This is a genomic window from Pontixanthobacter rizhaonensis, assembly GCF_012972675.1.
In the GTDB taxonomy this organism is placed as follows: Bacteria; Pseudomonadota; Alphaproteobacteria; order Sphingomonadales; family Sphingomonadaceae; genus Pontixanthobacter; species Pontixanthobacter rizhaonensis.
On sequence record NZ_JABCRE010000002.1, the window covers coordinates 411,652 to 433,513 of the forward strand.

Sequence of the window (21,862 nt, forward strand, 5' to 3'; positions counted from 1 at the left end):
CGGGATGAGACGGGAAAATCGCGGGTTCCGTCGTTCTGATCCGGGATTTTGTGGGGATTTGGCGGGGATTCGGCGGGAAAAACACGGGATTTGGGCAATTTTGAACAAATTTCGGGCGCTATTGGACTGAGTGTTAAGGATAATTAAGCAATAAAATCATATCTTTAACGCGCTATCCCCAATGATCCCTTAATTTCCCCTAGTATCCCTGCTTTTCACCAGTTAGAACCGTATTCCATCAGACAGACTGTCTCGTGCCGTGTTCAGCCATGCTGGGCAAGCTACCCGTTCTTATGCGCGGGTGGAAGCGGGAAAGTCATGTCGGAGATGTGGTGCAAACAATCGAGGGGGCGAAGTGGCGGGAGCGCTTCAACATAAATATAGCGGACAGGCCCTCACCATGCTCGGTGATAAGGGTCGTTTCGTCTTGCCCCCGGAATTTCGCAACACAGTAAAGCTTTCCAGCGAAGGCCGCACATTGTGCCTCGTTAAAGATGAAGAGTTTGATTGCCTGGTCGGCTTTGGTCTGTCCCGCGAAGATGAATTTGAAGATATGCTGGACCGCGAGGAAGAGCGCGCGATCCGTCTCAATCGCGATTTCAGCCGGTTGAAGCGGTCCAACCAGCTTTACGGCTATAAGAAAATCCCATTTGACGATAGCGGCCGGTTTACCATGCCGGACTATTTGCTTGGTCTCGCAAACATTACGGACTCGCTCTATTTTCAGGGTGCTGGTTCTTCCTTCACAGTTTGGAATCCAGAAGTTCTCGCCCGTCAGGATGATGGCTGGAGCAATGCCAAGGCCGCCTGTGCTGGGATGGTTGCAGAAGCTGCTGCCAAGGCGGGCAAAAAAGCAGGCGGGAAGGGCAAATGACCTACGCCGCTGACACCGTCCCGCATATTCCCGTCCTGCTCGACGAGGTAATCGCCGCGTTGCATCCGCAGCCGGGTGATGTGATTATTGACGCCACATTTGGTGCGGGTGGATATACGCGAAAACTGCTCGATGCGGGTGCAACCGTTCATGCATTCGACCGTGATCCTGATGCGATTGAAGCTGGTTCTGCCTGGACAGAAACCCAAGAAAGCCCGCCCCGGCTTATTCTTCATGCCCGCCGGTTTTCCGAAATGGCGACGGCAATGGCTGAAGCTGGCGTTACCAAGATTGACGGCATCACGATGGATATTGGCGTATCATCCATGCAGCTTGATCAAGCAGAGCGCGGCTTCGCGTTTTCGTTCGACGGCCCGCTCGATATGCGGATGTCGCAAGAGGGTGAAAGCGCGGCGGATTTTCTGAACTCGGCGTCTGAAACTGCGATTGCGGATGTGCTCTATCACTATGGTGAAGAACGGCAGTCGCGCCGGGTTGCGCGCGCTATTGTCGCTGCGCGCCCGCTGGAAACCACTGGCGAATTGGCGCGCGTGGTGCGTAAGGCGCTTGGCTATCACCCTGGCGCGCCGAAAGATCCTGCGACACGTAGTTTTCAGGCGATCCGCATTCACGTGAATGCAGAGCTGGACGAGCTGAAAGACGGGTTGGCCGCAGCCGAGCATTTGCTTGGTGAGGGCGGCAGGCTTGCTATGGTGAGTTTTCACAGCCTGGAAGACCGGATTGTGAAGCGCTATTTGCGAGAGGCGTCTTCCACCGGTGGCGGATCGCGGCATATGCCCGTACTTGACCGTGCGGCACCCGTTTACGCATCGGTTTCCAAAGCCATTCGCGCGTCTGACAAAGAAGTGAACGACAATCCGCGCAGCCGCTCTGCCACATTGCGCCATGCCATTCGCACCGCTGCCCCTGCACGGGAGGTCGCGTGATGATCCGCGGAAGCCGTCTACGTCAAATTGGTTGGGCAGCGTTGCTGGCCGTGTGCATTGCGGGTTTTGCTGGCCTGACTTTCCGTGTGAATGCGGTGAAGAGCGAAGTTCGCTTGGCCGAGCGTGAGATTATCGCGCTGCGCAAAGAAAAAATGATCTTGGAAACCGAGTTCCAAACGCGCGCCAATCAGCAGCAGCTTGCTGATTGGAACCGGATTGAGTTTGGCTACCAAGCCCCCAAGGCAGATCAATATCTGGAAAATGAGCGTGAGCTGGCTGATCTAGGGCTGCCGCCTGGTCTTAATGCGCCCAATCCGATCCGGGTGGCGCGTGCGCCGACCGAAGGCGAAAGTGATAATCTGCCGTCCCTGATTTCCCCGCTGACCGGTGCAGCTTTTGAAGCTGTCACTGCTGACGAAGCCGGTGAAGAGGTGCTGGGTGATGGCGTACAAGGTGAGGGGGATGCAGAGCCAGCCGAAGCGCCGCGCCAATCACTATCTGATCGGTTGGCATTGGGTAGCCCATTGGGCGGTCAGCTTGGCGAGGTGTCAGAATGAATACGATGGCGGTCAGCACCGCTATGACCAGTGGCAGTGTGCATCTTGTTTCTGCCCGCCAACAATCGCTCAGCGTCGCTCAATTGCGAGTGCTATGGGTGGCAATTATTTTCGCCATTGTCGCTGCGGCGGCAATTTTGCGGATTGGTTACCTTGGCTTCAGCGACGTGGGAACGCGTGCGACCTCCTTTGCCGAAGCCTTGCTGCCGCCTCGCGGAGAGCTCACAGATCGTCACGGCGTCCCGCTCGCCCGTGCGTTTCCCGCCTATGCTTTGTGGTACAATCCCAAAGCGCTTGGCGATCCGGCCGATCCCTTGGTGAAATCCCCGCAAGAAGTTGCACAGCGTTTGGCGCAAATTTTCCCCGGTCTGGATGTCGACCGCACGGTGCGCAAGCTGGAAGCCGGGCGCGCGACTTATCTGCGCCGCCGCGTGATGCCGGAAGATGCAAACAAGGTGCAATCCATCGGCGAACTGGCGTTGGAACTGCCTGAGGAAACTGATCGTCACTATCCGCAAGGGTCAATGGGCGCGCATGTTCTGGGTTATGTAAATAATGAAGGCCAGGGCCGCGTTGGCATGGAGCAAGTGCTGAACGACCGGTTGGTCGATGCGTCGTTACGCGGCGAGCCGGTTCCTCTGTCGATCGATATGCGGGCGCAAGGCGCGTTAGAAGATGAACTGCGTGCCGGTATGCTGGCCACCAATGCCAAGGGTGCGGCTGGAATTGTTCTTGATGTGGATACGGGCGAGGTAATGGCGCTTGCATCATTGCCGGAATTTGACCCCAACAAAGTACGTAGCGAAGATCTTGTTCTTTCCGAAGAGCAAGTGAAGCGCGGCGAAACGCCTGCCAGCTTTAACCGCGTGACCAATCAGGTTTATGAACTGGGTTCAACATTCAAGCCGCTGACTGTGGCTGCGGCCATTGATGCCGGGACCGTCCGTGATTTCGGCAGGCGCTACAATGCAAGGCCGCTTGAAGTGGGTCGGTTTGAAATCACTGATAGCCACTTTCTTGGTAATCATTTGAATGTTCCGGAAACCCTGATCCATTCATCCAACACCGTCACTGCGCGGATTGCGGACGAGCTTGGTGCAGAAAAAATGCGCCAAACGATGATCGATTTGGGGATGAGTGAACGCCCTTATATCGAATTGCCCGCACGCGGACATCCGATCTGGCCCGGCAATAATTGGCCGCGCCTGCGGAATATGACCGTCAGCTATGGTCACGGTATCGCCGTTACACCGCTGCATCTGGCAAGCGCATATGCGGCAATGGTCAATGGCGGTGTTTGGCGTCCGGCTACTCTGCGTAAGGTCGAAGCAGGTGCTGCACCCAAAGGCCGCCGTGTGTTTAAAGCTTCGACTTCTTCCCGGATGCGTCAATTGCTGCGGATGATCGCGGTCTATGGGACGGGTAAAAACGCCGACGCCCCGGGCTTCCGCGTGGGCGGTAAAACAGGCAGCGCGGAAAAGCCGGGCTCAGGCGGCTATCGCAAGACATCGCTGGTTTCGACATTCGCTGCAGCCTTCCCAATGGACAAGCCGCGCTATGTTGTGATTGCGATGTTGGATGAACCCAAGGGTACAACAGCAAGCTCTTTCCAACGGACGGCGGCATGGAATGCGGCGCCTATAGTAGGCCGTTTGGTGCCGCGTATCGGCCCGGTTCTGGGTGTGCGCCCTGATATGTCGCGTGACATTGATATGAGTGATCTAGAGCCACTTCTTCCCGGAGCACGCCGATGAAGTTGGGCGCTCTTGCTTCTGCTGCTGGTATCGCAATGCCTGAAGCGTGCGATGCGCTCGTCACCGGTTTCGCGATTGATAATCGTAAGGTTGCCCCCGGGACTGTGTTCGGCGCATTCGAGGGTACCCAGGTAAATGGTGAGGATTTCATTCCAGCCGCCATTCAGGCAGGGGCTGTTGCCGTTGTCGCGCGCCCTCAGGCCACGGTGGAAGGTGCCATTCACATCGTATCGGAAGAACCGCGTCAGACATTTGCGCAGCTGGCGGCGCAGTTCTTCTCTCCTGTGCCAGACAACATCGTGGCGGTGACCGGCACCAACGGCAAAACATCAACCGCCGAAATGACCCGTCAAATCTGGCGGATGTGCGGACATAGTGCAGCGTCGATTGGGACGCTGGGTGTAACCACGCCTGATGGATCGGTATCCACTGGCTTGACCACGCCCGACATCGTGACTTTCCTTTCCAATATGAGCGGATTGGCTCGTGAAGGCGTGAGCCATGTCGCTTATGAGGCATCCAGCCACGGATTGTCGCAATACCGTAATGAGGGCCTGCACGTTACGGCGGCAGGTTTCACCAATTTCAGCCGCGATCATCTCGACTATCATGAAACGATGGAAGAGTATTTTGCGGCCAAGATGCGGCTGTTTGACGAAGTTGTCAGTGACAGCGCAACAGCAGTAGTCTGGACGGGAACTGGCGAGTGGACCGACCGGGCTATCGACCACGCGCAGCAGCGAAATCTGCGCGTGTTCACGGTGGGCGAGCAGGGGGATAGCGGCCCCAACGGTATCCGTCTGCTCACCCATACGCCGACCCAATTGGGCCAGGAATTGGAGGTTGAGCATGATGGTAACGTCCGCACAATCACCCTTCCGCTGATCGGTGCGTATCAATCCGCCAACGCTTTGGTTGCGGCTGGCTTGGCATTGGCAACCGGATGCGACCCGTCTGCGGTGTTCGACGCAGTCTCTCGGTTGCAGCCTGTACGGGGGCGGTTGGAACGGGCAGTGATTACCCAAGCAGGCGCTCCGGTATATATTGATTATGCGCATACGCCTGATGCGCTTGAATCCGCGATTTCCGCGCTGAAGCCCCATGTGAAAGGCCGGCTTATCACAGTGTTCGGCGCTGGCGGTGACCGTGATCAAGGCAAGCGGGCCGAGATGGGCCGGGCGGCAAGCGCCCATTCAGATGTTGTCATTGTTACCGATGATAATCCGCGCGGTGAAGATGCCGCTGCCATTCGTGCAGAAATCATGCGCGGCACCACGGGCGCCACCGAAGTTGGCGACCGGCGTGATGCGATCACTGAAGCCATCACAGCCGCGGCGCGTGATGATATTGTGTTGATAGCTGGCAAGGGCCACGAGCAGGGCCAGATTATCGGTTCCGGAGAAACTATGCGAATTTTGCCATTTGACGATGTAACTGTCGCGCGTGAATGCGCGGCCAACGTCGGGCCAAAGCTGGAGACGAATTCATGAACGCATTGGCAGCTCTTCGTGCGTGGCCAATAGACCGGCGTGATGCTTTGGGCATGGCGCTGTGGGATGCGGATGCTTTGGCCGTGGCAATGGCTGGCACCGCCAGCGGCGCGTTTCAGGTTTCTGGTGTTGAAATCGATTCCCGTGATGTCCGTTCAGGCGATTTGTTTTTCGCGTTGAAGGGCGAAACGATGGATGGGCACCGTTTTCTGGATAAGGCGTTTGCCAATGGCGCGGCTGCTGCGGTTGTCGATCGCCCGGTTGATTATCCGCATATCCTTGTGGCGGACACTAACAAGGCGCTTGAAATGCTGGCTGCTGCTGCGCGCGATCGCTGCGGTGCGCGCCGGATCGGCGTAACCGGCTCGGTTGGAAAAACGGGTGTTAAAGAAGCCATATTTGCCGCGCTGGACCGGGCCAGCCGGGGCCATACCCACCGTTCCGTGCGCAGCTATAACAACCATGTTGGTGTCCCGCTGAGTCTGGCAAGAATGCCAGTGCGCAGCCACTATGGTGTGTTCGAGATGGGCATGAACAATGCCGGAGAAATCTCTGGGCTGACTGCGCAAGTGAAGCCGCATGTGGCAGTGATTACAACAATCGCGCCGGCTCATATTGAAAACCTCGGCAGTATTGAGGCCATTGCGGATGCGAAGGCGGAAATCTTTGAAGGCGTTATGCCGGGCGGCACCGCCGTTATCCCAGCCGATATTCCGCAATTCGCGCAGCTGCGTGACGCTGCCAAAGCGCGCGGCGTTTCCATCAAATCCTTCGGCAGAAGCGCTGATGCTGATGTGCGCCTGCTTGATACTATCCCTGCTGCCAATGGCGGCGCGTTAGTGACCGCTGATCTGGGTGACAGGCGGCTGTGTTTCACTGTGGCAGAGCCGGGTGAGCATTGGGTCAGTAACGCCCTAGCCGTGATGGCGGCAGTGCAGGCTGTAGGCGGCGATTTGGGTGCGGCGGGACTGGCTCTTGCGGAAATGGGCGGCCTTAAGGGGCGCGGCGCACGCCATCAGATCGCGGCACATAGCGGCAAAGCGCTGATGATTGACGAAAGCTATAATGCGAACCCTGCATCCATGCGGGCCACACTGCGGGCGCTGGGCCAAACGCCTGCCACGCGGCGGGTTGCCGTGCTTGGTTCGATGAAAGAACTTGGTGATTTTGCACCGCGTTTTCATGGCCAATTGGCAGAGCCTTTGGCCGAAGCCAATGTCGATTATGCCGTGCTGGTTGGCGATGAAATGAAGGCGCTGGCACAGGACTTGGGGAAAGGCGCAGGCGGGGCGCTTGCAGCCGGACTCAGCTTCGCGCATTGCGAAGGTCCTGCAGAGGCGATTTCTGCCCTTGAAGAGTTCGGAATTACCGCTGGTGATGCCATTCTGGTCAAGGGCTCGAATTCTGTCGGTTTGGGCAGGTTGGTCGCGCACTTCACTGCGAGAAGTTAAACTGCGGTGCGCGCCAAGGTCATACCCAAGGGCGCATAAGGGAAGCTGAATGCTCTATCTGATTGCAGAATGGTTGAATTTTGAAGGTGTTTTCAACCTGATACGGTACCAGACGTTCCGTTCTGGTGCGACGCTGATCACTGCGTTGATTATCGGGCTGATTATCGGCCCGCGCTTCATTAACATGCTCCGCGTCCGTCAGGGTAAAGGTCAACCGATCCGTGAAGATGGCCCGCAAAGCCACTTGGCTAAGCGCGGCACGCCGACAATGGGCGGATTGATGATTATCATTGCCCTGATGCTGGCGATGCTGCTGTGGATGGATTTACGCAATCCGTTTGTCTGGGCGTGTATGGCTGTGACCGCTGGCTTTGGCTTGATCGGCTTCCTTGATGACTATGACAAAGTGTCCAAAGGCAGCCACAAAGGCGTGTCAGGCAAAGTCCGCCTGCTGATGGAATTCGTGGTGGCGGGCATCGCTTCCTATATCATTGTTAGTCAGATCAATACCAATCTGTATGTACCGTTCTTGTCGGATGTCTCGATTCCGCTGGGGCCGTTTTACTATGTCTTTGCGGCTGTTGTCATCGTTGGCGCGGGTAATGCTGTAAACCTGACAGACGGGCTCGACGGCTTGGCCACGATGCCGGTGATCATCGCTGCCGGTACCTTCGCAATTATTGCCTATCTTGTTGGCCGTGCCGATTTTTCCGAATATCTCGGTATTCCCCACGTTCCTGGCGCAGGTGAACTGGCGATCCTGTGTTCAGCCATCATGGGTGCGGGTCTTGCGTTCCTATGGTTCAACGCCCCGCCAGCAGCCGTGTTTATGGGCGATACTGGCAGCTTGGCTTTGGGCGGCGCGCTGGGCGCGATTGCTGTCGCATCGCATCACGAAATTGTGTTGGCGATTGTCGGCGGCCTGTTTGTGATGGAAGCCTTGTCTGTCATCATCCAAGTGTTCTGGTTCAAGCGGACTGGCAAACGCGTGTTTCGCATGGCGCCGATCCACCATCATTTTGAACAAAAGGGCTGGGCGGAATCGACGGTGGTGATCCGGTTCTGGATTGTATCGATTGTTCTGGCTTTGGCGGGGTTGGCAACGCTGAAGCTAAGATGAGCCAGACGTGATCACCTCTGATGCCTTCCGCGGCAAACGATATGCCATTCTGGGTCTGGCCCGATCGGGCCTTGCGGCGGCTGAAGCCCTGCTGGCGAGCGGCGCTGAGGTAACAGCCTGGGACCGGCAAGATGTGGCGCGCGCCGCATTGGAAGGGCGCGCTGAATTGGTCGATCCGTTGGACATTGATCTGACCGGCTATGACGGCGTTGTTGTGTCACCCGGTGTGCCGTTGAACACACATCCAATCGCAGAACACGCCGCCAAGTTTGGCGTGCCCGTAATTGGCGATATTGAATTATTCGCCTTGGCGCGTGGCAGCTTGCCGCAGCACAAGGTCGTGGGAATTACAGGCACTAATGGCAAATCCACCACCACCGCTCTGATCGCCCATGTGTTGGAACAGGCCGGGCTTCCCGTGCGGATGGGCGGCAATATCGGCGTGCCAATTTTGGGTGAAGATCCGCTGCCTGCGGGCGGTGTTTATGTGCTGGAGCTATCCAGCTATCAGATTGACCTGACCCGCAGCCTTGATTGCGAAGTGGCGATTTTGCTCAATATTACACCCGATCATCTCGATCGGTATGATGGGTTCGCGGCCTATGCGGCATCCAAAGGCAGGCTGCTAAAGATGCAGTCGGAAGATAGCCAGGCTGTGGTTTCCGCCTCGACCGAAGCAGGCGCAGATCAAGCAAGCGGCCTCAACCAGTTCGTGGCTTTTGTTGATGCTGAAAGCCGTCCTGAAGATCAAAGCCAATGGCCCTCGCTACAGGGGCCGCACAATCTAGAGAATTTGCAATGCGCCCGTGTTGCTTGCGAAATGCTGGGGGTTTCTGGTCCCGATATTGAGAGCGGGATGCGCAGTTTCCGCGGGCTTCCGCACCGCATGGAATTCGTGTGCGAGCATCGCGGGGTTTTGTTTATCAACGATAGCAAGGCGACCAATCAGGCCTCCGCTGCCCCGGCGCTGGCAGCTTATCCGCTATCCCCCAACCCGCGCATCCATTGGATTGTCGGGGGGCTGGCTAAGGAAGACGGCTTAGGGGAATGTGAGCAATATCTCCCGAATATAGCCGCCGCTTATACCATCGGTGATGCTGGCCCGCGCTTTGCGGAACTTCTGGAAGGTCAGGTAAACGTGCATCGTTCCGAGCTTTTGTGCGAAGCTGTTAAGCAGGCCGTTGCCCAAGCGGTGCCGGGTGATGTGGTGTTGCTATCACCGGCTTGTGCGAGCTTTGACCAGTTTCGTGATTACGAAACGCGCGGCGAGCACTTCCGCCAGATCGTGAATGCGCTCACTGCTGATCAATCCGGGGACAGTAACGCTACGGGGATGGATGGCCGATGAGCACGACACAGCCCTATATCCCGCGCAGCGGTGATCACGCGATGGCGACCGAGCGTTTTCAAAGCTCCAAGCGTGCTGAATTACGCATTTGGTGGCGGGAGATTGACCGGGTTCTGCTGTTTTTAATTTTGGGACTGATGGCCATCGGAACGGCTGCCGTATTTGCGGCTTCACCGGCCAGCGCCGACCGTCTATCAACCGATGAAGTCCAATTGCCTGAACTTTACTTTTATTGGGCGCATCTGCGGTGGCAGATCATCAGTTTGGGGGTGCTGATTGCCGCCTCTATGCTCTCGCAAGAGAATGCGCGGCGCATCGGCGTGCTGATCGCAGCGGGCATGATCTTCTGTTTGTTGCTGGTTCCGCTCATTGGTTACGAAGTAAATGGTGCCAAACGTTGGCTCAACTTTGGTATGCGGTTTCAGCCGTCTGAATTCCTGAAGCCCGGTTTCGCGATTGCGCTCGCGTGGATTTTATCGTGGCGATTGAAAGATCCGCATTTGCCTGTGCTGACGGTTGTTACGCTTATTATGGGCATGGTAGCCGCGCTGATGATGATGCAGCCCAATCTGGGAGCAACATTGCTGTTTTGCGGCGTGTGGTTCGTTTTGGTGCTGCTGTCGGGTGTGCCGGTAAAACGGCTTGCAATGCTTATCGGCGGAGCGATGGCTCTGCTTACAGCAACCTATTTTCTGTATGATAATGCGCGCAACCGGATCGACGCATTTTTGGGCGGTGGTACAGCGTTCGACCAAGTTGATTTGGCCCAGCGGACTTTGCTTGCCGGCGGTTGGACCGGTAGCGGCATTTGGCTGGGTGTACGCAAGAACAACCTGCCGGAAGCGCATACTGACTATATTTTCTCTGTGATCGGGGAAGAGTTTGGCCTGATCGCCTGCGCGATTATCGTGGCGCTCTATCTTGCGATCATAGTGCGGGTGCTGATGCGCCTTGCCAATGAAGACAATTTGTTCACTCTGCTGGCCGGGGCCGGATTGGTCACGCAAATTGGCGGGCAAGCCTTCATCAACATTCTGGTGAACTTGCAGCTGTTCCCGTCAAAAGGCATGACATTGCCCTTGGTATCCTATGGCGGTTCGTCCACCATCGCGGTGTGTTTGACAGTCGGCTTGTTGCTGGCGATCACGCGGCGTAATCCATATTTGAAACGGCAGTCTCCGGGTCTGCGGACTATTCTGGCTGACCAAGTACCCAGTTTTGGCGGGAATGACCGCGAGAGGAATAGCCCATGAGCGGCGCAAGCAAACACTTCGTTCTCGCAGCCGGCGGTACTGGCGGGCATCTTATCCCGGCATTTGCTCTGGCGATTGAGCTCGACCGCCGGGGCCATCATGTTGCGTTGATCACGGATGAGCGCGGGGCCAATATTCCCGGCAAGCCAGACTTTCTTCCGGCGCATATTCTACCCGCGGGGCGGATTACCAAAAATCCGCTAAGCTGGGTGCCCGGCCTGCGTTCAATTATGGAGGGGCGGCGTATGGCGCTCCGCTTGTTTGAAAGTTTTGAACCCAGTGCAGTGATTGGCTTTGGCGGTTATCCCGCTGCGCCGGCATTGTTGGCTTCGACTTCGGCAGATATTCCGAGCTTGGTGCACGAACAGAATGCTGTTCTGGGCCGGGTCAATCGCTTGCTTGCTGGCCGTGTTCAGGCAATTGCAACTGCGTTCCCGGGGGTTAAGCGGCTGAAAGCCAAATATGCCGACAAGGTGCATCTGGTGGGCAACCCTGTCCGGCCAGAACTGTTGCAACTGCGTGATGAACCGTTTCCCGCCTTCACTGATGATGGCTTGTTACGCGTATTGGTGACAGGCGGAAGCCAAGGGGCGAATATCCTGTCCGAAATCGTCCCGGATGGTCTTGCGATGTTGCAACCTGCCTTGCGGTCCCGCTTGCAAGTCACGCAGCAATGCCGTGCTGAAGATTTGGATGCAGTACGCGAACGATATCGCGCTCACGATATCCCTGCCGAGCTTGGCACCTATTTTGAAGATATGGCCGCGCGATTGGCAGACGCCCATCTGTTTATCGGGCGCGCCGGTGCGTCCACCATTGCAGAGTTAACTGCCGTGGGCCGTCCGGCAATCTTGGTGCCGCTGCCAATCGCGACGGATGATCATCAAACCGACAACACCCGTGAAGTTGTCAAAGCGGGTGGGGCCAGGGCGATCAAACAACCCCGCTTTACTGCGAAGGAACTGGCCAAGCAGATTCAGGCAATGGCGCAGCGGCCAGAGACTTTGGCCACGGCAGCACATGGCGCGTGGAATTGTGGCCGGCCCGATGCGGTGAAAGATTTGGCTGACTTGATCGAGAGTGCTGGCGGGGCGGATTTGATGGATGTCATTCGTGTGGACGGCAAACACAGGCAAGGGGCAGCCCAAAGCGTCAAGCCTGCATCCTCTGCAGCCAAAGATGTATCAGCAAAGGTTGGATCAGAATGAAGGGCGTCGCCACCGATATTGGAACAGTCCATTTTGTGGGTATTGGCGGGATCGGCATGTCCGGAATTGCCGAAGTGATGCACAATCTGGGCTATTCGGTTCAAGGGTCTGACCTGGCCGAGAGCCCCAGCGTGCTGCGTTTGAGAGAGCGCGGCATCACGGTGAAAATCGGCCATACCAAGGAAAACGTGGAAGGTGTTGCTGTTGTGGTGACTTCCACAGCCGTTAAACGCACCAACCCAGAGGTCGCCCAAGCTTTGGAAGACCGTGTGCCGGTTGTCCGCCGGGCTGAAATGCTGGCAGAATTGATGCGTTTGAAAAGCACCGTCGCGGTGGCCGGGACGCATGGCAAAACAACGACAACCAGCATGATCGCAGCGTTGCTTGATGCGGGTAATGTCGACCCGACCGTCATCAATGGCGGTATCATTGAACAATATGGTTCCAACGCGCGCATGGGCGATAGCGATTGGATGGTTGTAGAAGCTGACGAGAGCGACGGCAGCTTTTTGCGGCTTGATGGCACCATTGCCGTCGTCACCAATATCGATCCGGAACATCTTGATCACTATGGTGATTTTGACGGGGTGAAGGACGCATTTGTGGAGTTTATCCATAACGTGCCGTTCTATGGTGCAGCGATCCTATGTATCGATCATCCAGAGGTGCAAGCAGTCGTCGGGAAAGTGCGCGACCGGCGCGTAATAACCTACGGGTTCTCGCTGCAAGCTGATATTTGCGGGGTCAATATCCGCCCGGTTGATGGCGGTAATGAATTTGATGTTGTGGTCCGCCAGCGCGGCGAAGAAGATCGCCGGATCGAAGGTGTTCAGCTGCCCATGCCCGGCCGCCACAATGTGCAGAATGCGCTGGCGGCAATTGCTGTGGCAGTGGAAATGGGCTGTGCCGATAATGTCATTCGCGGCGGGTTTGGTGAATTTACCGGGGTGCGCCGCCGCTTTACCAAAGTGGGCAATGTGTCTGGGGCAGTGATTATTGATGATTATGCGCACCACCCGGTCGAAATTACCGCAGTGTTAAGCGCAGCGCGCGAAAGCGTGGACGCCAAGGGCAAAGGCCGTGTCATAGCGGTGATGCAGCCACATCGTTATACGCGGCTCAATGATTTGATGGATGACTTCCAGAACTGCTTCAATGATGCGGACCAAGTGTATGTCACGCCGGTCTATGAAGCGGGTGAGGAACCGATCGACGGGGTGAATTCCGATACGTTGGTATCGGGCTTGAAATCGCGCGGACATCGTTTTGCTGCCACAGTGGCCAGCGAAAGCGATCTTGCGAAGACTATCGCAGGTGATTTGGAAGAGGGCGACATCGTGGTTTGCCTTGGCGCAGGCGATATTACCAAATGGGCCGCCAATCTTGCCCCTGCGATTGAGAGTGAAAAGGCTGGTTCTGCATCATGAATCAAGCCGGTGATCATGCACTTAATGACAATGGCCGCGCGCCATCTTGCGAAGTGGAAGGCGCGCTAGCGGCGCCTGTTTCCACCGACGGAATTCGCGGCAAGCTGACGCAGAATGCGCCGCTGGCCAAATTGGTGTGGTTCAAAGCGGGCGGGGCAGCTGATTGGTTGTTTGAGCCTGCCGATAAAGCGGATTTGATTGAATTTCTGGACCGGCTTGGTGGCAATTTACCGGTGATGGCGCTTGGCCTTGGTTCCAACCTGATTGTCCGTGATGGCGGTGTGCCGGGGGTTGTGGTGCGGCTCGGAAAGCCATTTTCACGGGTCGAAGATCACGGCGATCACGTGCTGGTTTGTGGCGGCGGCGCGAGCGGGATTCTGGTATCATCCACCGCCCGCGATGCCGGCATTGCAGGCTTGGAATTCCTGCGCGGCATTCCCGGCACAGTTGGCGGGTTTGTGCGCATGAACGGCGGTGCATATGGCCGCGAAGTTGCCGATGCGCTGATTGATTGCGACGTGATTATGCCTGACGGGCAGTGTCATACTCTTCCAGCAGCGGACCTGGCGTATACATACCGCCATTCCTCCCTGCCCGAAGGCGCGGTGGTTATTAGCGCGCGTCTCCAAGGCAGCGCAGGTGATCCGGCAGAGATTGGCGCGGAGATGGACCGGATTGCCGAGGCTCGTGAAAATTCCCAGCCACTGCGCAGCAAGACGGGCGGTTCCACCTTCAAAAATCCTGAAGGGAAAAAGGCGTGGCAATTGGTTGATGATGCCGGATGTCGCGGTCTGACAATGGGCGGTGCCCAAGTGAGCGAGAAGCATACGAATTTTATGATCAATACCGGTGATGCCACCAGCGCCGACATCGAAGGCCTGGGTGAAGAAGTCCGCCGCCGCGTCTATGCGCAGTCGCGGGTTGAACTGGAATGGGAAATCCAGCGGGTGGGGCGGCCATGAGCGAATTACCCAAACTGCATATCGCTGTCCTGATGGGCGGTTGGGCCAATGAACGCCCGGTATCCTTGATGAGCGGGAATGGCATTGCGGATGCGCTGGAAGAACGCGGTCACCGGGTAACCCGGATTGATATGGACCGCAGCGTTGCGGCCCGCATTGCAGACGCAGCGCCGGATGTGGTGTTCAACGCGCTGCACGGTGTTCCCGGTGAAGACGGGACGGTACAGGGGATGCTGGATCTGATGGGCGTGCCCTACACGCATTCGGGTCTCGCCACGTCGGTTATCGCAATTGATAAAGAGCTGACCAAACAGGCGCTTGTTCCGGCGGGTATTCCCATGCCGGGCGGGCGGATTGTGGCGAGTGAAGAACTCCATACATCCGACCCGCTGCCGCGCCCCTTTGTATTGAAGCCGGTCAATGAAGGGTCATCTGTCGGCGTGGCTATCGTGACGGATGACAGCGATTACGGTAACCCCATCCGGCGCGATGCTGCAGGCCCTTGGCAGGAATTTGAACACTTGTTGGCCGAGCCGTTCATTCGCGGACGGGAAATGACCACTGCGGTCATCGACGGTCCCGACGGGCCGCGCGCGCTGACTGTTACAGAGCTGGTCCCCAAAAGCGGTTTTTATGATTTTGACGCCAAATATACCGACGGCATGACCGACCATATTTGTCCGGCTGATCTGCCGGAAAATATCACCAAACTATGCCTCGATTATGCGGTAAAGGCGCATCAGGTGCTTGGCTGCAAAGGCACCAGCCGCACTGATTACCGCTGGGATGATGAACAAGGCGAGGCGGGCCTATTTGTGCTGGAAACAAATACCCAGCCAGGCATGACCCCGCTCAGCCTCGTTCCCGAGCAAGCGAAATATTGCGGCATGGATTACGGTGATCTGGTCGAGGCAATTGTTGCCGAGGCGCTTCGCACCCACTCAGCCCAGCCCGCAGAGAAAGGATCAGCGCATGGCGACAGTTAAGCGCAAAGCAAAGGGCGTTAGACGCTCGGCTGCGGCCTCCAGCAGGGCGACAAAGGCCCGCAGCGCCAAGGCAAAGACCGGTTCGGTTTTGGATTCCGTGATGGCTTTGTTGCCGTTTACGGATGAACAATTGCACCGTGTGTTTTTGGCCATCATTTTAGGCGGTGCAGTGGCGCTCGCTTGGTTTGTTGCAAGTTTGGCCGGTGTTCCGGCCATGGCGCAACAACAGCTATCTTTTCTGGCGCAGGATTCAGGCTTTGTCGTGAATAAGGTTACGCTTCGCGGCGGTGACCGGATCAATGAACTGAAGATCTATCAGCGGGTTCAGCTTGGTCAGGCGATGACCGACGTCGACCTTGGTTTGGTCCGTGATGATTTGCTGGAGCTTAACTGGGTTAAAGATGCGCGGGTTTCTCGCCAGCTGCCTGACACGATCGTTGTCGATATTGTCGAACGCGTGCCGCATGCAGTGCTGAAGAAGCCTGACCGGATGGTTCTGATTGACAGCACCGGCGCGGAGCTGGAGCCGATTTCAGAAGCGAATGCCAAGGGTATGCTGATCGTGTCTGGCCCAGGCTCTCGCAAATATGTGGCAGAGCTTACTACATTGCTCGACTCTGCGCCGGCGCTGAAGCCGCAAGTGGCGGAAGCAGAATGGATCGGCAATCGCCGCTGGAACCTGACTTTCGGGACCGGCCAGATGTTGGCGCTGCCGCAAGGTGATGATATCGCCGCAGCGGCGCTGATCCAATTCGCACAGCTGGACGGGAAGAGCCGGCTGCTGGGCGGTAAAGTGGCAACTTTTGATATGCGCGCACCAGAACGCATTTATATGCGTATTCCGGGCCGATCGAAGGAAATCCTCAACACCAGCGGAGGTAGCTAATGCCGTTGCCGCGTATCAGTAAGGTCTTCGGGGCCGTTAATGTCGGGTCATTCCGTATCTCGGCCATGATTATGGGAATGTCGGAAACCGGCGAGATGATCGTTCTGGGGTCGGGCCACCGCGCCAGCCAAGGGATCAAGCGCGGCTATATCACCGATATGGCGGGGGCGACCTATGCCATCCGCGATGCTGTAGAACGCGCGGAGAAAAATGCTGGAACCAGCGTGTCTAGCGTTTGGATCGGCTGCGCCGGGGCAGGGCTTGCCAGCCAGATTGCCAAGGTAGAAATCGATATTGGCGGCCGCCGGATCGAAGAAGAAGATATTGAACAATTGCTGCTGACCGCGCGGGATTCGATCCAGCCCGATGGCCGCATGGTGCTGCACGCACAGCCGGCACATTATACTTTGGACGGGGCGCATGGCGTGGCCAATCCTAAGGGGCTGCACGCAGAACGGCTGGGCGTTGATATTCACGTGATGCTGGCCGATGGAGCGCCGATCCGCAATCTGATTGAGTCTGTTCAAAACGCGCATCTCGATGTCGAAAGTGTCGTCGCCGCGCCAATTGCTGGCGGCTATGCCTGCCTCAGTCCGGAAGAGCGGGAGCTTGGCACCGCCCTGATCGAGATTGGCGGTGATGTTACCAATGTCTCTGTCTATGCGGCGGGTATGCTGCTGGGTTTGAAGGCTATTCCGCTGGGTGCAGCTGACATAACAGACGCAATTGCAAGCGCCTTTGGTATTCGCCGCTTTCAGGCGGAACGGCTGAAATGCGTGGCAGGATCTGCCATTGCCAGTCCGACTGATCATCGCGAAATGATCCCGGTGGGCGGACCGTCTGACAGCGGTGAAGGGCCTATCGCACGCGGGGCAGATGACAAAAACCGGATCCCGAGAGCGGAACTGGTATCGGTCGTGACGGAAGAATTATCCCGCCTGACTGACGCGATTAACAAAGCGCTTAAAGAGCTCGGCTTTGCCGGGGCACGCGGTAACCAAGTGGTCTTAACCGGCGGCGGCGCAGAATTGGCCGGTATCGCGGAATTCACACAAAGCGCGCTTGGCCGGCCTGTGCGCATCGGCAAAGCGCCGTCATTGCGCGGTTTGCCAGAGGCCCATGCGACGCCGGGCTTTGCGACTTTGTCGGGCCTATGCCTTTATGCTGCTGATGATCCTGTGGATATCCGGTCCATCCAATCGCACCATCAGGAAACCGTAAAAGCCACTGGCACGGCGATGGCTGGTAAGGTATTTCGTGCCTTGAAAGAGTATTTTTAAGATGGATCAACAATTATCCACCGCTGTGGATAAGACCATTAACCCTATGCACGGGCGATTCGCTTTGTGCCAAGATTCAAAACAGTATTTAAATCTGTGTATTTTCCCTTGGAGGGACACCCCATGAGTATCAATATCGGCCCAGCAGCATCGGATGAGCTCCGCCCCAAAATCACCGTAATTGGTGTTGGCGGTGCTGGCGGCAATGCGATTGCCAACATGATCGCCGCAAAGATTGAAGGTGTGGACTTCATTGTAGCGAATACGGATGCGCAGGCGCTCAACAATGCAGTGGCGGATACACGCATACAGCTCGGGCCGGAAAGTACCGGTGGTTTGGGCGCGGGCGCGCGGCCTGAAGTCGGCAAAGCTGCCGCCGAAGAAACAGTATCGGAAATTGAAGACGCGCTGGAAGGCGTGAATATGTGCTTCATCGCCGCTGGTATGGGTGGCGGCACCGGTACTGGTGCGGCGGCTGTTATTGCAGAAGCAGCACGGCGTAAGGGTGTTCTAACGGTTGGTGTTGTGACCAAGCCATTCCTGTTTGAAGGCACGCGCCGGATGCGGGCGGCGGATGCCGGTATTGAAGAGCTGCAAAAGCACGTCGATACTTTGATCGTTATCCCGAACCAGAATTTATTCTTGGTCGCCAAGGCTGAAACGACATTTAAAGAAGCATTCCAGCTCGCTGATGAAGTGCTGCAGCAAGGCGTTCGCTCTATCACCGACCTGATGGTTATGCCGGGCCTGATCAATCTCGATTTCGCTGATGTGAAGTCGGTGATGGAAGAAATGGGCAAGGCCATGATGGGTACTGGCGAGGGCGAAGGCGAAAACCGCGCATTGGAAGCGGCAGAGCGCGCCATTGCGAACCCGCTGCTCGACGGTGTGTCTATGCAAGGCGCGAAAGGTGTGATCATCTCCATCATTGGTGGCGAAGATATGAAGCTGCTTGAGGTGGATGAGGCCGCGAACCACATCCGCGAATTGGTTGATGAAGATGCCAACATCATTTGGGGCTCTGCATTCAATTCTGAACTCGATGGCAAAATCCGTGTCTCTGTCGTGGCCACGGGTATTGAACCCGCATCAGGCATGGTCGATGGTTCGGGTGAAACGCACTCATTGTCGATGGGCGGCAGCCGTGCACCAAAACGGCCGGTCCTGGATTTGCCGGAAGAAGAGGCCGTGGAAGAAGCGCCTGCCCCGGTTGAAGCGGCGGCACCGGCAATCCCGCAGCCATTTGCAGAACTGTCCTTGGATGATGAAGAGGACGATGACGATGATGACGTCCATGAAATCGTCGATCCGCTAGCCGGTTTGCGTCAATCGCAAGAGGAAGAAGTTGCTGCCGAAGAACCAGAAGACAATGACTGGGGTGCTTCGGACGACGATACAGAGGCTGCTCAGCCTGCTACTAATCAAGCGAGCGAGCCCGAACCCGCGCCGCTCGACTTGGTTGCAGAGGCCGATCAAACACCAGAGCAGCCAGCGAAGTCATCTACCGATCAAGATGAACTGCTTCTCGACGCTGACAAACTTTCCCAAGAAGATGCTCCTGTGCAAGGCGGTGCCGGACGGCGCCGTAATCTGGTCGCCGGAGATGAAGGGGGCGCTGCCGAAACTAGCGGCGGAGCTGCCGCTGGTGGCGGTGGCGGGATAGCCGGAAAGACCCTGTTTGAGCGGATGGCGAACCTGTCTCGGAGCAGCAATCGCGAAGAAGAGGACGAGGACGATGCTGATGATAGCGGCGACGATGCGTCATCGCTTAACATCCCGCGTTTTCTTGGCCGCCAAAACAACCAATAGGGACTGTAGCGGTTTGACCGTTCCCGATGGGTTCATATTGTCGAGCCTATCGCGCCGATGGTATATTGGTTTGGCTTGGTAAGTTGGAAGGTTGGTGGCCTGTGTCTGTGGCCTGTAAATTGCGCGGTTCTACAGTATCGAAAGCGGCTCTGGGTTGCGGGATCGCTATGCTGGCCATGCCGGGCGCATCGGTGGCTCAGGCACAGTCGAGTGCTCCGGTAGTTTCCCGGCCAGTGGTCCAACCGCTGCCGCCAGCTGAAGTGACCAAACTCAATTCTGCCTTGCGAGTGCTTGCCCGTAATTCGCAGAATATCGGCGCTTTGATCGACGCGGGCAATGCGTCATTGGCGGTCAATGATATTGATGCGGCGATTGGGTTTTTTGGTCGCGCCGATGATCTTTCACCCAACAATCCGAGAGTGAAAATTGGTTTGGCCGCGGCATTCGTTCGGACACAGCGCCCGATAGAGGCACTGGCCCTATTTGACGAAGCTGAGCGTGCCGGAACCTCTGCGGGTGCGTTGGCGATGGATCGCGGGCTTGCCTATGATTTGGTCGGCGACAATGCCGCGGCGCAGCGGTATTATCTTCAGGCCCTTAACGGACGCGAGAATACAATAGCGCGCCGCCGTTTTTCACTCAGCCACGCAATCGCCGGTAATCGCGAAGAGTTTGAGGCGGTGTTGCTGCCTCTGCTTGAGGCGCAGGATTTTGCATCTTACCGGACCAGAGCTTTCGGCCTTGCTATATTGGGTGAGGAAGATGAAGCAATCGCCATTACCGAAGCTGTTATGCAGCGCGATATGGCGGCACGAATAGCCCCGTATTTGCGGTACATGCCGCGCCTCACCAAAGCACAGCAAGCTGCCGCTGCCAATCTTGGGATATTCCCCCGGGCGGCCCAAATCGGCCGGGATACCCCGCAAATTGCAGGGTATATCGGACGGGCGGAGGCCGGACGGAACGCGGATGCCCGCTTAACGCCGCAAGGGCAGCCCTTGGGGGCCAAGCCGGACAATACCAGCCAGCGCCGCCGCCCCGACAGGGGTGGAAGCGCGGTTGAGCCGGTGCGTTTAGCGGCGGTGGAAGCAATACCGAGTGCCGGTGCCTCTACAGCCACGTCACCAGCGGCGACGCCAGCGGCGCCAATAGCTGCACCAGCAACGCCTACTCCGGAGCCAGCAGCGCTTACGCCGGAGCCGACGCCGGAACCAGTCACGCCGGTTCCAGCACCAGTGGCCGTGGCGCAGGCAGCGTCCGGCACGGCTTCATCGTCTGTGGCGGTGAGGGAAGAGGCCAGCGGATTCGATTTGGCAGACGTTGCACAGCCGATTGCGACCACGTCCAATCCTGTCGTTCAGCCTATTCCGCCCAAGCCAGAGAGTGTGGCGGAGGCGTTTGCCAATCTGTCGCTGGAAACGGTGCCCGCCGCGAAGCCGACCGGCGGTGTTGATATTACCGCGATCAAGCCTCCACGCGAAGTGGCCCAAAAGCCAGTTGCTGAGAAAAAGGCCGAACCGGAAAAGCCCAAGCACCCCCGGCGCTTCTGGGTGCAAATCGCCACGGGTAAAGATCGTAGCGCACTGCGCTTTGACTGGCGGCGGATAAGCCGCAAGGCAGATGGCGATCTAGAGGGAAAAGGACCATTTGTGACCCCTTGGGGGCAATCCAACCGATTGCTGGCAGGTCCGTACAGCACGTCTAAAGCTGCGCGTAATGCTATGAATTCATTGAAAGAAAATGACATTGATAGCTTTACCTTCACTAGCCCGGAGGGGCAGGAAATCGAAAAACTGCGCTAGTCTGAGCTCGCGCCACTTGGTGCTTTTGCACAGAGTTTGAACAGGCAATTTTACTTCTCCCCAGCCACTGTATCAGTTGGCATTGCGCCAAACGGGCCGCCGCTTCATCCCGCCAATATGATATTTGGTAATCGGCCTTTTAACGTTATTGCGTTTAGCCACTCACGTGAAAGCCTTTCTCTATGAGAGTGGCTCAACACGCCTTTCCCGGTAATGATGATGCTGCACCAGTCGATATGCTGGCCGCTTTGTTTGAAGCGCGCGGTTGGCCATTTGAAACCTTGTCACCCGAAGAATTGTCAGGCGAAATCCAAGGCAGTTGGACCAAATATCAAATGCGGGCGATCTGGCGTGCTGAAGACAAGGTGCTCCAGCTTTTGTGTTTGCCCGATATCCGTGTGGCGGACGATAAGCTGACGGGTGCTTACGAGCTGCTGGCGCTGGTCAATGAACAGATGTGGCTTGGTCATTTCGATGTTTGGTCAACCGGCAACGTGTTGGTCTATCGCAACGGCGCAATGCTGGGCAGTGGCGGGATGATGGGGCTCGATCAGGCGCAGGCGATGGTCGAAACGGCAGTGGAAGAATGCGACCGGTTCTACCCCGCGTTCCAGTTTGTACTGTGGGGTGACAAAGCGCCGCGTGATGCGCTGGATAGCGCGCTTGTCGATGCGGCTGGTGAGGCTTAGGTCAAGCTTTCAGATAGAA

At 57.0% G+C, this 21,862-nt stretch carries 18 protein-coding genes; all 18 read left to right on the forward strand.

Annotated elements, in window-relative coordinates:
* Positions 1–355: 355 nt before the first annotated feature.
* The 18 genes from HKD42_RS01830 to HKD42_RS01915 all read left to right on the forward strand — a co-directional run bounded on the left by HKD42_RS01830 (position 356) and on the right by HKD42_RS01915 (position 21,843).
* Positions 356–874, forward strand: a complete 519-nt coding sequence (locus HKD42_RS01830) for a division/cell wall cluster transcriptional repressor MraZ (RefSeq protein ID WP_343042121.1) — start codon at positions 356–358, stop codon at positions 872–874.
* Positions 871–1,821, forward strand: coding sequence for a 16S rRNA (cytosine(1402)-N(4))-methyltransferase RsmH (gene rsmH / locus HKD42_RS01835; protein WP_170009761.1), 951 nt, complete (start codon positions 871–873; stop codon positions 1,819–1,821). The genes HKD42_RS01830 and rsmH overlap by 4 nt, the downstream gene beginning before the upstream one ends.
* Positions 1,821–2,378 (forward strand): hypothetical protein, encoded by a 558-nt coding sequence (locus HKD42_RS01840; protein WP_211483475.1) that lies wholly within the window; start codon positions 1,821–1,823, stop codon positions 2,376–2,378. Before rsmH ends, HKD42_RS01840 begins: the two co-directional genes overlap by 1 nt.
* Positions 2,375–4,132, forward strand: coding sequence for a peptidoglycan D,D-transpeptidase FtsI family protein (locus tag HKD42_RS01845; RefSeq protein ID WP_170009763.1), 1,758 nt, complete (start codon positions 2,375–2,377; stop codon positions 4,130–4,132). The genes HKD42_RS01840 and HKD42_RS01845 overlap by 4 nt, the downstream gene beginning before the upstream one ends.
* Positions 4,129–5,622, forward strand: coding sequence for a UDP-N-acetylmuramoyl-L-alanyl-D-glutamate--2,6-diaminopimelate ligase (locus tag HKD42_RS01850; RefSeq protein WP_170009765.1), 1,494 nt, complete (start codon positions 4,129–4,131; stop codon positions 5,620–5,622). The genes HKD42_RS01845 and HKD42_RS01850 overlap by 4 nt, the downstream gene beginning before the upstream one ends.
* The gene (locus HKD42_RS01855; RefSeq protein ID WP_170009767.1) at positions 5,619–7,073 is read left to right on the forward strand and encodes a UDP-N-acetylmuramoyl-tripeptide--D-alanyl-D-alanine ligase; all 1,455 of its coding nucleotides are present in this window, start codon (positions 5,619–5,621) and stop codon (positions 7,071–7,073) included. The genes HKD42_RS01850 and HKD42_RS01855 overlap by 4 nt, the downstream gene beginning before the upstream one ends.
* Before the next feature lie 49 nt (positions 7,074–7,122).
* On the forward strand, positions 7,123–8,193 hold the full coding sequence (mraY, locus tag HKD42_RS01860) for a phospho-N-acetylmuramoyl-pentapeptide-transferase (RefSeq protein ID WP_170009769.1): 1,071 nt from the start codon (positions 7,123–7,125) through the stop codon (positions 8,191–8,193).
* Positions 8,194–8,200: 7 nt separating this feature from the next.
* Entirely contained in the window at positions 8,201–9,541 is a 1,341-nt protein-coding gene (murD, locus tag HKD42_RS01865) for a UDP-N-acetylmuramoyl-L-alanine--D-glutamate ligase (protein WP_170009771.1), read from the forward strand.
* The gene (locus HKD42_RS01870) at positions 9,538–10,794 is read left to right on the forward strand and encodes an FtsW/RodA/SpoVE family cell cycle protein (RefSeq protein ID WP_170009773.1); all 1,257 of its coding nucleotides are present in this window, start codon (positions 9,538–9,540) and stop codon (positions 10,792–10,794) included. The genes murD and HKD42_RS01870 overlap by 4 nt, the downstream gene beginning before the upstream one ends.
* Positions 10,791–12,002: an undecaprenyldiphospho-muramoylpentapeptide beta-N-acetylglucosaminyltransferase gene (gene murG, locus HKD42_RS01875; protein ID WP_170009775.1), complete on the forward strand. Its 1,212-nt coding sequence runs from the start codon at positions 10,791–10,793 to the stop codon at positions 12,000–12,002. The genes HKD42_RS01870 and murG overlap by 4 nt, the downstream gene beginning before the upstream one ends.
* A complete protein-coding gene (gene murC, locus HKD42_RS01880; protein ID WP_170009777.1) occupies positions 11,999–13,429 on the forward strand; it encodes a UDP-N-acetylmuramate--L-alanine ligase in 1,431 nt (476 codons plus the stop codon). Before murG ends, murC begins: the two co-directional genes overlap by 4 nt.
* The gene (gene murB / locus HKD42_RS01885) at positions 13,426–14,391 is read left to right on the forward strand and encodes a UDP-N-acetylmuramate dehydrogenase (RefSeq protein WP_170009779.1); all 966 of its coding nucleotides are present in this window, start codon (positions 13,426–13,428) and stop codon (positions 14,389–14,391) included. Before murC ends, murB begins: the two co-directional genes overlap by 4 nt.
* Positions 14,388–15,377 carry a D-alanine--D-alanine ligase gene (locus HKD42_RS01890; RefSeq protein ID WP_170009781.1) on the forward strand — a complete coding sequence of 330 codons (990 nt, stop codon included), beginning with the start codon at positions 14,388–14,390 and terminating at the stop codon, positions 15,375–15,377. Before murB ends, HKD42_RS01890 begins: the two co-directional genes overlap by 4 nt.
* Entirely contained in the window at positions 15,364–16,263 is a 900-nt protein-coding gene (locus HKD42_RS01895) for a cell division protein FtsQ/DivIB (RefSeq protein ID WP_170009783.1), read from the forward strand. Before HKD42_RS01890 ends, HKD42_RS01895 begins: the two co-directional genes overlap by 14 nt.
* Complete coding sequence (ftsA, locus tag HKD42_RS01900; protein WP_170009785.1) at positions 16,263–17,543, forward strand: cell division protein FtsA; 1,281 nt, start codon at positions 16,263–16,265, stop codon at positions 17,541–17,543. Before HKD42_RS01895 ends, ftsA begins: the two co-directional genes overlap by 1 nt.
* A gap of 123 nt (positions 17,544–17,666) precedes the next feature.
* Positions 17,667–19,352 (forward strand): cell division protein FtsZ, encoded by a 1,686-nt coding sequence (ftsZ, locus tag HKD42_RS01905; RefSeq protein WP_170009786.1) that lies wholly within the window; start codon positions 17,667–17,669, stop codon positions 19,350–19,352.
* A gap of 26 nt (positions 19,353–19,378) precedes the next feature.
* Complete coding sequence (locus HKD42_RS01910; protein WP_170009788.1) at positions 19,379–21,154, forward strand: SPOR domain-containing protein; 1,776 nt, start codon at positions 19,379–19,381, stop codon at positions 21,152–21,154.
* A 182-nt stretch (positions 21,155–21,336) separates the two neighbouring features.
* Entirely contained in the window at positions 21,337–21,843 is a 507-nt protein-coding gene (locus HKD42_RS01915; protein WP_170009790.1) for a type III secretion system chaperone family protein, read from the forward strand.
* The last annotated feature ends 19 nt before the right edge of the window (positions 21,844–21,862 follow it).